This is a genomic window from Paenibacillus nasutitermitis (assembly GCF_014641075.1).
Taxonomy (GTDB): Bacteria; Bacillota; Bacilli; order Paenibacillales; family Paenibacillaceae; genus Paenibacillus_Z; species Paenibacillus_Z nasutitermitis.
Map to the genome: position 1 here is coordinate 824,970 of NZ_BMHP01000001.1, position 13,637 is coordinate 838,606.

10 protein-coding genes, 1 tRNA gene and 1 pseudogene are annotated in these 13,637 nt (G+C 49.9%); 9 read left to right on the forward strand and 3 right to left on the reverse strand.

The genetic code is table 11. The features are described 5' to 3' along the window. Positions 1-24: 24 nt before the first annotated feature. From IEY46_RS03365 to IEY46_RS03405, 8 genes and pseudogenes are all read left to right on the forward strand, one after another. Positions 25-2,700 carry an FG-GAP repeat domain-containing protein gene (locus IEY46_RS03365; RefSeq protein ID WP_188989120.1) on the forward strand — a complete coding sequence of 892 codons (2,676 nt, stop codon included), beginning with the start codon at positions 25-27 and terminating at the stop codon, positions 2,698-2,700. Continuing rightward, a complete protein-coding gene (locus tag IEY46_RS03370; protein ID WP_188989122.1) occupies positions 2,691-3,725 on the forward strand; it encodes a succinylglutamate desuccinylase/aspartoacylase family protein in 1,035 nt (344 codons plus the stop codon). The genes IEY46_RS03365 and IEY46_RS03370 overlap by 10 nt, the downstream gene beginning before the upstream one ends. A gap of 62 nt (positions 3,726-3,787) precedes the next feature. Next, a complete protein-coding gene (locus IEY46_RS03375) occupies positions 3,788-4,936 on the forward strand; it encodes a glycoside hydrolase family protein (RefSeq protein WP_188989124.1) in 1,149 nt (382 codons plus the stop codon). A gap of 20 nt (positions 4,937-4,956) precedes the next feature. Beyond that, positions 4,957-5,430, forward strand: a pseudogene (locus tag IEY46_RS36230) (NanQ anomerase/TabA/YiaL family protein). A gap of 7 nt (positions 5,431-5,437) precedes the next feature. After that, a complete protein-coding gene (locus IEY46_RS03390; protein ID WP_229750038.1) occupies positions 5,438-5,812 on the forward strand; it encodes a hypothetical protein in 375 nt (124 codons plus the stop codon). Positions 5,813-6,018: 206 nt separating this feature from the next. Further along, the gene (locus IEY46_RS03395) at positions 6,019-7,818 is read left to right on the forward strand and encodes a hypothetical protein (protein WP_188989131.1); all 1,800 of its coding nucleotides are present in this window, start codon (positions 6,019-6,021) and stop codon (positions 7,816-7,818) included. A gap of 170 nt (positions 7,819-7,988) precedes the next feature. Next, complete coding sequence (locus IEY46_RS03400) at positions 7,989-9,257, forward strand: MFS transporter (protein WP_188989134.1); 1,269 nt, start codon at positions 7,989-7,991, stop codon at positions 9,255-9,257. A gap of 64 nt (positions 9,258-9,321) precedes the next feature. Beyond that, positions 9,322-9,408 (forward strand) — tRNA-Leu (locus IEY46_RS03405). Positions 9,409-10,237: 829 nt separating this feature from the next. Here IEY46_RS03405 and IEY46_RS03410 read toward each other — a convergent pair. Beyond that, complete coding sequence (locus tag IEY46_RS03410) at positions 10,238-11,116, reverse strand: dihydrodipicolinate synthase family protein (protein WP_188989136.1); 879 nt, start codon at positions 11,114-11,116, stop codon at positions 10,238-10,240. Between the two features lie 524 nt (positions 11,117-11,640). Between IEY46_RS03410 and IEY46_RS03415 the strand changes: the two genes are divergently transcribed. Continuing rightward, positions 11,641-12,021: a hypothetical protein gene (locus IEY46_RS03415; protein ID WP_188989138.1), complete on the forward strand. Its 381-nt coding sequence runs from the start codon at positions 11,641-11,643 to the stop codon at positions 12,019-12,021. Positions 12,022-12,130: 109 nt separating this feature from the next. Here the strand turns inward: IEY46_RS03415 and IEY46_RS03420 are convergent, their stop codons facing one another. Together IEY46_RS03420 and IEY46_RS03425 are read right to left on the reverse strand one after the other, a co-directional pair. Continuing rightward, positions 12,131-12,832 (reverse strand): FadR/GntR family transcriptional regulator, encoded by a 702-nt coding sequence (locus tag IEY46_RS03420; protein ID WP_188989140.1) that lies wholly within the window; start codon positions 12,830-12,832, stop codon positions 12,131-12,133. Continuing rightward, on the reverse strand, positions 12,829-13,518 hold the full coding sequence (locus IEY46_RS03425; RefSeq protein ID WP_188989142.1) for a FadR/GntR family transcriptional regulator: 690 nt from the start codon (positions 13,516-13,518) through the stop codon (positions 12,829-12,831). Before IEY46_RS03425 ends, IEY46_RS03420 begins: the two co-directional genes overlap by 4 nt. Between the last annotated feature and the right edge of the window lie 119 nt (positions 13,519-13,637).

Here is a 13,637-nt window from a genome sequence, read left to right on the forward strand (position 1 = left end):
TATACCATGGGGAGAGCTAAAGACATGAAGATCGAGCATAAAGGGTTCGAACAGTTTCGTCAAGGCGTATTCGGGAACGGGGGAGACAACCTGTTCGTCGATGCTGGCGGCACGATCCGTAGAATCATGGATAATGATCTGAATGGCAAAGGGACTTTCGATATTGTGCTTCCTAACAGCCACGGTTATATCGAACGCGCACCGACCTATATATATACGAACCAGGATGGAGCGTGGATCAAAACGCAGTTGCCTCATGACAGCTGTTGGATGTCGAAAGCGGTCGACGTAGACGGCGACGGTTATCTTGACCTCATTGTTGTAAACGGAGAGAACGGCGTTACTTCCGAATTGAAATCGTATATTTATTGGGGCGGAGCAAGTGGGTTGACCGGCGAATGTACAGCGCTGGATACGATCGGCGCATATGACGTTGCCGTATGCGACATTAATGGCGACGGACGGAAGGACATCATCTTCACGACAGCTTGGTTCGACCATCATAACGGCGGTATACCCATGAATCAGAAAGTGTATATCCAATCGACGCCACGGCAGTTCACGGACGCAACAGAAGTGTACAACCTTCCAGGTGTCGCCACGGTATCGCTATTGTGCGAGGATTTGAACGGGGACGGCTATCCGGAGCTGGTGCTGGCCAACTACCGCGAACAATATGAATATGATACCGAATCGTTCATCTACTGGGGGGGGCCAGACGGATTCGATGCGGCGAACGTCACCCGTCTGCCTACTCACTTTGCGCTTCAAGTGATGGCTGCGGACTTGAACGGCGACGGGTTCAAGGAACTGATTTTCACCGGGGGCAACCAGCTGATGATCTATTGGAACGCTGGCGGCGTCTTCCAATCGGACAACCGACTGGTGTTGAATATCACGGGAACGAACAGCCAGTTCAGTCAAGGCATCCTGCCGCTGGATATCGCAGACATCGATGCCGACGGCATACCCGAGCTTGTGATCGGCACTGCCGCCGGGGTTGAAATCCGCAAAGCGGGCAAGCTGGACTCCGTATGGCAGAAGCTGCCCTGTTACGGCGTTACGGGCATAAAGGCAGCAGATATCGGAAATATCGGCCTCATGGACATCATCGCATCCCACTACTGTTCGACCAAATCTTACGATACCGAGTCGCTTGTATTCTGGAGCGGCGAGGAGGGATACAGTGCCAGCAACACGACCGCGTTCGCAACGCATGGCCCGATGGGCTGCACCGCCGCTGATCTCGACAATGACGGTGTGAAGGAGATCATTTTCTGCAATACGATGCGGGGGCCATCACAGTATGATCCTGAATTTCCCGTTTTCGTTTATTACGGAACGGCCGATCACCAATATGAAGAAGCAAACCGCAAGGAGTATCCGATTCCGATCATGTCACATTCTTATGCTGTGGCGGACGTGGATAACGACGGTTATGTCGAATTGATCGCCACAACCGGGAACGGCGTACGCATATTCAAAGGAACGCCGGACGGACCCGACCCGGCGCAATACTACGATCTCAACGAAATGCGTGCCATTGGCGGCGTCTTGATCGGCGATTTCAATCGCGACGGCTGGCTAGATTTGATCGTGACGCCGTGGATGTACAGCAGCAGCGATAAGGATTTGGCTCAATCCGTATTTATTTATTTCGGCGGTCCCGAAGGGTACTCCAACGAAAGGCGCCAGTCGCTTCCTTCTAATATCGGATGCGCGCAAGCGGTACTGCTGGCCGACATCGACAATGACGGCTACATTGATTTTCTATACGGCGACAACGATGGTTTCGTTGGCGTGCATTATGGAGGCCCGGACGGGTTCAGCGGGGATCGCGTCGGCAAAATTCAGTTAAAGGATCCGAACGGCGCGCTAATTCTTGGGCTGGCGGCGGCCGATGTCGACAAGGACGGTTGGCCCGAGCTTTTCGTCACGACCGCCGGGCACTACAGCCGCAAGAAGAGTCACCTATATTACATGCGCGACGGCAAGAGCGGATTCCCTCTGGAAAAGACCGTCAAATTCGAAACCGGCGGTTCCACTGGATTCCCGTCGGTCGCTGATATGAACCGCAGCGGCAATCTCGACCTGCTCCTGCCGTTCTATTCGACGACGGAAACAAGAGAACTCCCCGCCCGCATCTTTTCTGGCGACGGACGGGGGAATTTCGATTGGGAGCATCCGCTGGAAATCGAATGCCTGTCCTCGATCGCATTCAGCCCCGTCGACCTGACCGGGAACGGGTATCCGGACCTGTTCATCTGCTGCCACCGGAATGACATCGGCCATATCGTGCATTCCAAGCTGATCATGAACGGGCCTGACGGCCTTCGCCTGGAAAAAACGCAGGAGATACTGGGCTATGGCCCGCACAGCTTCACGGCCAAAAATCAAGGAAATGCACTCGATAGAAGCGAAGACGAGCACTATACGTCTCCCGTATTCGAATGCGCCATGCCCAAGTGGATCGATTGGCAGGCAGAAACGCCGTTCCGTACGTCGCTTGTTTTCCGCTTGCGTTACGGCGCCAGCGTGGAGGAGACGATGAACGCTGTGTGGAGCGGGACCGTCGACACAAACGGAAGCGAAATCCAGGTTCCGGAAGGGACGAAGTTTATGCAGTATCAAATCGCATTCCGGGCTCCCGGGCTGGTGAGTTCACCGAAACTGACAGTGGTGACGATCGAATGCGGATGACCATGGAGCTGCCGGCCCAGTTGTACGATCTTGGCGGTGTTAAGCCCGGGACGAAACAAGACTGGCTGTTGACGTTTGCAACGGAAGAGGAGGCGCGGGGCGAAATACCGCTCCATGTTGTCAAAGGACTCGAGCCGGGCCCTACACTGCTAATACTGGCGGCAGTGCACGGGAATGAGTACGAAGGGGTACAGACGGTCATGGAGCTGATCCATGCGCTTCAACCCGGGGATATTCGCGGCACGGCGCTGCTGGTGCCGTTTGCCAACAAGCTTGCGTACGAAGGCGTATCGCGGGAAACGCCGCTGGACGGGCGCAATCTGGCACGCGAATTTCCGGGCGACCCGAACGGCGCGTACACGCAGCGGCTTGCTTGGCATCTTGACCACACGTTGATAGCCCATGCCGATTTTTTGCTGGACTATCACAGCGGCGGAGCGAACTTCTCCATCCCGCTGTTAATCGGTTATTACCATCATGACGAAGATGAGGCCGGTCGTCGGTCGCGCGCTGCTGCGGAGGCGTTCGGCATAGAAACGATTTGGGCTCACCCTGAAGTCGGTCCGGGACGAACAGTATCCTCGGCCACCGATCGCGGCATCCCATGGATCTATACGGAAGCGTTCGGCGGCTTGCGGATCAGGGCGGAGGAGCAGGAGCGGTATCGGCTCGGCGCGTTCCGGCTAATGGATCACCTCGGCATGCTGCTGCAGCCGGAGCGTTGGATCGTCGGTGATTGTCCGCGGGTTCGGAACCGACTGCTTGGAGACGGCAATTTCGACCTTTCGTTCTGCAGCAATACCGCCGGATTCTTCATCCCGGCCGTGCAGCTGCTTGACGATGTGCAGACGGGCGATCGCATTGGAACGATATACGGCGCGTTCGGCGAAGAGCTGCAATCCATTCATACGACAGCGGCGGGTGTCGTCGTTGGCTTGGCTGCTAGGCCCAAAATTAACGCAGGCGACTCTATATGTGCGATCACAAGGCGGTTCGAAGCCGCGAAGCCGCAAACCGGTCGGTAACCGCCGATCGGAGACGGTTTTCGAGCCATGAACAGCAATAGGCTAAAGGGGAGGGATATTCGATGAAAATCGTGATGAATATGGATTATTACGACGACGTGCTTACGAGCGAGACTCCTTATGACGAAACGAAAATCGAACAATTCATGCGACAATGCCGCGACAATGGTGTCGAGATCGTGCATTGGCGCCTGTCGATTTGTGGCAAGCTGGCGTATCCAAGCAAGGTCAGGGCGGAAGACGTGTTCCGCGAAGGGCCTTCCAACGTCGCTGGTGACAAGATGAGAGCAATACTGGAATCTTTCGATCCGCTTGAAGCTGCTGTCCGGCTCGGGCATCAATACGGTATCAAAATTTATGCATGGATTACAGTAATGGACGAATATTATATGCGCCAAGGCGATACGATCGGATTGGAAAGTGAATTTGTGATAAAGCATCCGAAGTACACGTGGATTAGCCGGGACGGACAGCATCATATGCTGGGCGCCATCTGCTACGATTATCTGGAAGTGGTGGAGCACCGGCTGCGGGAGATCGAAGAGGTGCTGACGTACGATATCGACGGCTTATATTTGTGCACGCGAAGTCATGCCAAACACAGCATTCCCGTCCTGCAGGACGACTACTACGGCTATAACGAGCCGTGGGTGCGGAAGTATAAGGAGCGGTACGGCGTCGATGTGCGGACAGAAGCGTTCGACTCGGATCTGCTGTCGGAAATACGCGGCGAATCGTTCACTGAGTTTTTGCGTCTTGCAAGCGAGCGGGTTCGCCGCAAAGGCATTCCGCTTATCATCGGCTTGCGCAAAAGCAAGCACGAAGCGATGAATATGTATCCGTATGCGAAAATGTTCTACGATTGGCAGAAGTGGGTGAAGGAGGACATCGTCGACGAAGTGTCGATGTGCGCCGGCGAAGACTTCCACGATCAAACGCCGGAATGGTTGACCGAAATTGCCGAAGAGATGGCCGATTATTGCCTCGCGTACGGCAAGAAGATGAACGTCTGGATGCGGATGTGGGACTGGAGCAATAAATACTCCGAACGCACGGCGGTGCCTTGTCCGACGAAACCGGCGGAGGTGGTTCGCGATATCTTGCGCACACTGGCTTCCTATCCGAAGCTGAATACGGTTGCGCTGCACGAAGCGCTAAACGTAGAGCATCATAACTTGTGGGCGGACATCGATCCGCGCAAATATAAATGAAGGAAGGGTGAGGAGCAACGATGATTGTAGGGGACTTTCGCGGTTATGATCAGGAGCGTGTGCTGTATCCGGCCGCTCTTATCCGAGCGCTCGATTATTTGAAAGAAGCCGACTGGTCGAAGCTGGAGAATGGGAGATACGACATCGACGGGGATCGCATCTTCGTCAATGTGGGCGACGGAACGACGGCTCATGCGTCGCAGCGCAAGGCGGAGCGGCACATTCGTTACACCGACGTGTAGTATGTGATCAGCGGCGAAGAGACGATGGGGTTCGCGCGTCATTCGGAACGGCTGTGCGTAAGCACCGACTTGTCCGATCAAGACGCGTATTTGTTTGACGAGTTGGAGAACGAAACGTTTCTTCATTTGCAGCCGGGCCAGTTCGTCGTATTTCTGCCGCATGACGTTCATCGTCCGGGCTGCGCGACGGGAGAGCCGGGGCCAGTCAGAAAGGCGATTGTAAAAATCGATACCGTGCTGCTGTTGGAATAGCAGCAGCATGACAAACAGCTCTCGGCGATCGACAATGATTCGGATGCGGCATACGGCCGGGGAAGCCGCATCGCAACGTCCTACAATTATCAGGTTCGGGATCCGGATGCATGTGGATGTTTGGCACAATAGCAAAAAGATCGGGCTCTTGACCACTGCGCCGTCCATTGGTTCGCTGCTTTCGCCGCTATGGGCAAGCTGTATTGAAGCAAGAAACCGGTTGAAGCCGTTTGCCGTCATTCCGGGGCTGATCGCCCGGTTGTTGCTCATGATCCCCGTCATGGAAGCGTCCATGCTGAACTATATGTTCCCGCTGTTCATCGTGATGCTCGGCATTACCCTTTTCGGCGAAACAAGTCCGTGTAAATCGCGGACTTGTTAGTTTATCGGACAGTGTTCTTGACAATTTGATGACAAGAACATAGGAAGAGTTCACGGGAATGGAAACACACTCAACCGACATTGAAAACAGCAAGACACATCAAGATAGTTCAGCATCATTTGGTATGCCAAAATCTTTGCGCGGTAATCGCTTCGGCGTTTGTGGAGCCACGGTTTCCGGCTACAGACGAGGAAGAGGAGAATGATATGGAACAGAGAAAGAGCGTTCTGTTAAACGATTTCAGCAAATGTATGCCGCAGGAGGCCCTGTCACCCACGCGCCCGGCGGACAAATGGGAGCTCTGCCCGTATGAGACGATGGACGTTAAGGGGACGATGCTCGTATCGCTGCGGGGAGGCACGCCGCCGCCCGTTACGGCGCCGCTGGGGTTATCGGGAAAATACGCAATTTTCGTGTGCCTAGGAGCATATGGGCAGCACGGAGCAATGACAATTAATCTGAAGCTCAAAAACGATGGAAGCTTCTCCACGTTTTCCTGCACGGAAAACGCACAGAACAAGCTGGAAGAGAGCTTTTGGAAGTGCGCTGACCTGACGGGGCAGGACATTACGATTTCAAAGTTCTGTGACGGGACATGGTTCAACTCCATGCTGGCATGGCTCCGCTTTGTGCCGCTGACGGACGCAGAGTGGGCGGCCTATCAAAAGGAGCAGGCGCGGAAGGATACCAAGCGCCTTTACGCGACACACGATATGCACGGCGTTCTCTGTTTGGGCAGTCCGTCCGACAAGCAGGAATGGCGCTACATCCTGGAGGATTACCGGGATTCGGACGTCAAGTACTTCTCCATGGAGAACATCTGGATTTTCGACGGGCCTGTTTCCACGGGCGACGCGGATAACATGACCTATTTCCGGGACGGGGATCGTCAGGTTCAGCACAAAATGGAGCTGTACACCGACGAGCAGATGAAAGAGCTGTTTCACTATGGGCGTACGATGGGGATGGAGCTGATTTACAGCCTGCGGATGGGCTTTTGGAGCATTGAATTCCCATACGACCAGATGTATTTCACCAATCAGTTTTACGAGAAGCACCCGGAGCTGCTGTGCATCAACAGGGATGGGGCCAAGGTGGAGCGCCTATCTTACGCCTATCCTCAGGTACAGGACTATATGCTGGACCAGTTCTCCCACATGGCGGAGTTCGACTGCGACGGCGTTGAAATGCTTTGGAACCGGGGCGCGCCCTATCTCCTGTTCGAACCGCCGTTCGTTGATGAATTCATGAAGCGGTATGCCGGGCTTGACCCACGGCTGCTGCCGCTGGAGGATGCGCGCGTTCAGGGCATGCGCTGCGAGATTATGACCGGGTTTGTACGCCGTCTTCACGAACGGCTGGACCGGGAGCGGGCAGAGCGGGGTCAGAAAAAGCTGAAATACGTTGCCCGTGGGCTTCTGAACCTGGACGATAATCTGGTATTGGGCCTTGACTTTGAGCAATGGGCCACGGAAGGGCTGATTGACGTCGCCATTTCCTATCAGCTCCAGATTCGTGAAAATCTGACAGGCGATGTATGGCAGGATGGAAACCCAGAGCTTTTGGACCTTGGGAAGTATAAGAGAGCAGTACTGGAATCGGACACTGCGCTGACGGAGCGCATCGGCGATTTCCGCTTTGTCGCTAACATTGAGACGGATTTTGGAAACAGCTTCCAGCTTCCTATTGCAGAGCGAATTGCACAATTTAAGCGGCTGGAGGCCTATGGCGTTGAGGTGTTCCACGACATCATGCCCCGGCAGCTAAGCTGCGAGGAGTATAGACGCCGCGCACTGGAGCTCTACGACAACGGCGCGGAGAACCTGAGCCTTTGGGATTCTTACGGACGCGTGCCGGTGCGCGCAACCTGGACGATGGCGAGACGGCTTGGACATAAGGAAGAGCTGCGGTCCTTCAACAGCGGCGAGGGCGTACTCTGGCAGCACCACCGGCTGCTGATGGTACGGGGCATCAACGTGAGCGTTTATCCGCCGAACTGGGGCTGATTTTGTATATTTATTCATGCTCACAGAAAAAAGCGACAGTTGGGCAATCACATCAGAACGGTATATGACGCGTTCAGCGAAGAGCTGCAATTCAATCATACAGGGGAGAGCAACCGGATTGTTGTTTACTGGCCGTTCAACATAAAAGTATCTCTAGAGGATTGATTAACTTGCCTGCTTATAAAAAATCGATTCAAAAAAAAGCATTGAAAAATGCTCACTTTGAAGCTTTCAGTTCTACGGTTTTTATTAATTTGCTCCAAGGTCCTTATTTAACGGGCTACTTATTGTATCTTGGGGCTAATGCCGGGCAAATCGGCATGATTATGTCAATTCCGCTTGTGATGAATGCGTTTATTGTTATCTCCGCTTTTTTTATGGAGAAATATACAAACCGCTATCGAATATCTTTTATCGCGATCCTCATCCATCGCAGCTTATTGTCAGCTTGTGGACTGATCCCCTTTGTCGTTCCTAAAGAGTGGTGGGTACCGGTTTTTTTGATTCTGTATTCGGTTCTTAGCTTTTCCGGATCATTTTCATCCGTACCATTTACGACATTATTTACTGACCTGGTGCCAACCAAAGTACGCGCCAAGTATTTGGGACATCGCTTCACGCTATCTGGAATAGCTGCAGCAATCACGATGCTGACAGCTGGTTGGTTGCTGGAACGGTTAAATCAATCCGCGGGATTCGCCCTGCTTTTTATCATCGGATTCCTTATAGCCATTATAAATATTACTTTTATTGGGAAATACCCGAACCTCCCACATATACCTTCTGAAAACGGGCTATCCCTGCAGCATCTATTAATACCATTTCGTGATTCCAGCTTTATTAAATCGATTATGTTCGTATCTATTTGGATTATGGCGCAGGGCAGTACGATTTCTCTTTTCAGTTACGTGATGTTGGATATTATGAAAATAAATTATGAATGGCTGGGCATATCAAATACCCTATTGGCCATCGTGTCGATTGTCGCTTTTTCCATTTGGGGGAAATTAAGTATCAAGTGGGGAGCGCGAAAGCTGCTCTTATGGGTTTTTCCACTCAATGCGCTATCAATTATTTTCTGGGGACTCCAAGACTTTACACCTGTCTCCGTTATGCTTATTGTTGTCTACAGCTTTTTGGGCATAAGCATGGCAGGCTTTGGGCTCCTTGTTTTCAACTTCGTAGTGAGTCATGCTCCTAAGAGGGATCTTCCGATATATTTTGCTGTTTATGCTTCATTAACCGGTCTGTTTGGATTTTTTGGACCGCTGATAGGGGGCCTTATTTTTGATCACATTAAGACTTGGCCGCTCTGGTATCAAGAGTATGGTTTGCTGGTTTGCATCGGATTCTTGATGTTACTTGGTTCGTTAACTCTTGCATTTCGCATATTTAATGTGAGCCGAGTCCCAAAATCAATTAAAAACTCTGAGCCCTGAAGCAAACCTTAGATCGGATCATAACCTCGTCGAAGATGTCAAATTGCTCGTCCCTCCTAAATGTGCGGTCGTGGCGGAATCGGCAGACGCGCTGGCTTAAGGTGCCAGTGGCAGCAATGCCATGGAGGTTCGAGTCCTCTCAACCACACCACCCTAAGAATGAATTAGCTCTTGAACTTGTCCTTATGACGGTTCAGGAGCATTTTGCGTAATTGGGATTTGTAAAGTGTTATTCATAACCTGTGCCAATGAATTCTTAGATATATCTGCTTTGGATCTTGCCCAGACCTCAGAACGCGATTATGAATAGATCTGCGATTTTCTCCGCAACAATCGTTTTCCCGGCTTTCAGATCGAAGTCTGAGGTCGGAAAAGCCAACAGAGTTTTTAGTGAAACAGCAGCGTTTAAGTTTCCAAATACCCTTAAATTCAGGGTATGCCTGATTTAGAACCCCGGCAGCAAGTAGATGTTGCCTTCTTTCAGGTCTTTGACGTGGAAGGCAGGTCGAATAAGGGAGACAGTGGCCATGGGGCAAACCGGATTGACGAAACTCACCCTTATGCACGTGCGTGAAGGAATATGAGACAACTTTGAAGATCGAGGCGATTGCGTGATTCACTTGGTGGTGAGAGGATGGGAATTCAGAACGTGCTGATTAATATCCCGGTTTGTTCCATAATTATTTAGAATGTATATTTATAATTGTCATGCAAAAAAGCGGCTATTTAGGTTTATTCCTAAGTAGTCGCTTTTCTATAGTGGCAGTCCATATATGTAGCAAGCATCAGTGAATGGATATTTTTTTCAGAAACTTTGAAATGTATCAGACAATTCTAAGGTGGCACCGTTGGTCCGGGTTGAAAGCCTGTCACGAGATGAAGGGGAATGACTCCTTGATGCATAATTTGCCTTCCTATTGTCTAAGGGTTAGTCTCCTATGCCACTGAAGGGGTACTTCAGGGTGGAAAGCAAACGAGCATCAGATCAATTTAAGCTGCAGCATGCATTGCTTGACTTTATCTTGAGCGGCTGAATCAAGTTTAATGTTGTAATCGGGACCGAAACCACCCTCAAAACCAAGTAAATTCATTGCATACGTAAATCCGTTGAACACGCCTACACTGACGAATGTATTCCGCAGCAAGAGGATATCATCCAAACATTGGCTTGCCATCTTCTGGTCTCCAGCAGCTAAACTTGTATATAATCGCTTGTTAATCGGTGTGGTACATGCAAACATGCCATCCAATTGCTTCGTTAAACCATATCCATAGGCCACATCAAATACATCCAGTCCGCTGAACAAAACGTCGAAATTCGTACCATTCTGTTGCTGTGTCCGATGTAATTCTCTTGCTGTAGGCAGGTCTCCGGTTTTGATGCCGACAATATTGTCCAACTGCATCAACTGTGTTGCAGTGCTGACTTCGATTTTCGTTTTGGTTACCCCAGGTAAATCATACATGTATACCGGAAATTTCGAGGAAGCAGCAATCTGCTCAAAAAATCTTTGGACCTCGCTCTGGTTCATGCCGAAATAAAAAGAAGTCGTTGCAACCACGCCGTCAATTTTCAAGTCTTTCAAACTATTAATGCGATCCAACACTCTTTCGATGGAATTGTCCATCACACCCACAAACACGGGGCAATCTCCCTTGGCTGCATCCACAGCAATTTGGGCGACTTTGGCGTACTCACTGTTTTTGACAGTGGGTTGATTGCCCATCGAGCCCATGACTAACAAGGCGGCAGGGTCTGCAGTGAGTTGGTCCTCCACATGCAACTTCAAGCTCGATACGATCACATTACCCTGTTCGTCTAGTGGTGTTCCAATTGCGGGATAAAATCCGTCTCTCATTTGTCAAAATCTCCTTCAATTTATATTTATCATTATTTTATATTTCAGCGGCAAATGGATAGCTTCAAGGTTGTCAAGGTTATCCACTAGTATCCAGCGCGAATCCAAGGCAGACCGAGTGCTTCTTCGTTCCCTTCGCGCATATAACGGGCCGTTGCTGGGGAACAAATGATTTGAGTGCAGTGAGCTGCTGAAATTGATAGGCCATGCCAATAAATGTTGAATGCCAAGCAAACCACTGCCAAGATGAGGTACACAATTAGATCGCTGCATCGTCAGTTATTCGCCTCACCTCTCCATGAATAGAGATAATATGGTCTAACCAATATTAATGTATCATGGAGATAAATGGGGGTCAATTAATTTTTCTTTTGCGGATCAATTGATTTGATTCGGCCCGGTTTCTATGAGACCTTTCTTTAAGAGAGGGGCTTGCTTATGATAAAACTGATGATCGTCGATGATGAGCCAATTATTCGCAAAAATATAATTTCAGCCCTAGATTGGCAGGAGCATGGCATCGGTTGTTGCAGAAGCAGTGGTTGGCATCGAGGCGCTCGAGAAGATTACGGCTTTACGGCCGGATATTGCTCGAATCGATTGTCCTCAGGTGTCCCAATTCAGCCCTCTTTACGACACAAGACGAACAATTTATTTGGCTGATTGCATCCAACAAAGCGGAGAACAGTGCTGTTTCGGAGATTTGCGAGCAGATCGTCACATCCTTGATGAGCATTCTCGACATCGAAGTCACGATAGGTGCTTTGTATTTTCGCTTCACAAGCATGTTCTCCATAGTGGGTTATTGTCATAACGAAGAGGGGGGAAGGGGGGCTTTATCGATGAGTTCGTATGTGAAATACCGATCAGGGCGAAGTATGCGGGCTGCCTTGCATATGAAATGAATGCCGACGAACTGCGAATGAAAGTGAACGGTATCCTGTTCCCAATCGGTTGGAGAAACGAATACGCTTAACAAGCGACCTTGCGCTTCGTATCGACTATCGCGCCTGTTTAATAAAGACCTTTCATAATAATTTCTTTCAACGGGCTTAGATGTTTCACCATCGTTTTTTTGGCGCCTTCCAAATCCATCTGCTTAATGAAATGAACGATTTGCTTATGCTCGACCAAAGTATTTCCATATCCTTCCGGTATGGACATCCTGCTCTCCCTGACCTCATGGAAATATTGGGTGATCACTTCGCTCAACTCGTAGAAAGTTTGATTGCCTGTCATTTTGAACAGCTTACGATGAAATTCGATATCTTCTTCCATAATAGGTAACTTCAACTTTATCGCCTTTTCCATCTGTTCTATTCTAGCATCCATCTCTGCGAACTCAACGGCCTCAGGTTTTGAGTTCAATCTTCTAATAATCAATTCAAGGGCCGACAGCTCCAACATAACCCGCGTTTCCAATAGCTCCAGCATTCTGGAGCGGTCCCGCGACCATCGGAACGAAAACTGGTTAACCAGATGGTGTAACGAAGATTCATTAACGATGATGCCATCTCCTGGTTTAATCCGCAGCACGCCTACGGCCTCCATCGCTTGTAACGCTTCGCGCACAACTGTCCGGCTTACTCCGACCAAACTAATAATCTCCTTCTCGTTTAAGAATCGATCTCCCGGCTGCAGTTGATGATCCACAATATGCTTATGAAGCTTCTCGATTACGATATCCTTCAAGCTCATCCGCTTCAATGGTTTCATTCCTCAACCTTCCTCCCGTTTAAATGCATTTTCAGCAAATGTATCGCGCCTTCCTTGTCCTTCTCCTGCAGTAACCGAACGATGTTGCGATGCTGTTGAATCGTGTCTTGCCTTCGAAAAAAGATTCCGACCTTTAACTTGCCTGTGTCTATCCAATGGAAGTACTTATTGATAACATCAGTAAGTTGAAAAAATAACGGGTTGCGCGTTAAACTTAGCAACTCGCGGTGGAACAAATAATCCAGCTTGATAAATTCACTAAAAGTTAGTGAATCCTGTTCAGATTGTGTAATTATACTATATAATCGTTCATAATCCGAAGCTTCTGCCTGTTCGATGATGGACTCTACAGAACCCTGCTCCAACAGAACCCGGAACTGCAGCAGTTGTTCGGGATTGTCCTCATCCTGCTGCCAAACGCCCATCATTTCATGGAACAATACGGAGAAATTGGGATTTGTAAGGAAAGTCCCTTTTCCCTGCCGCTTTATAATTAAGCCTAAAGCTTCTAGCGTGCCGAGCGCTTCCCGGATGACAGGACGACTAACTTCCAATTGCTCCGCGAGAACTCTCTCAGGAGGTAATTTGTCTCCTGATTTAAGTCCGTTGTCGGCGATATACCCTCTAATTTTATTGCCGACCATCCGGCTTAACATTTGATATTCGTCTTGAGCTATTGGTTCCATATTCTCACTCCTTAATGATATCATCTATAGTAACATGGTAATACCAATAATTTATACACAAAGAATATCCATTTACTATGCCATGTGGAATCATCCTATCAACTAATTCCTTGTATTTA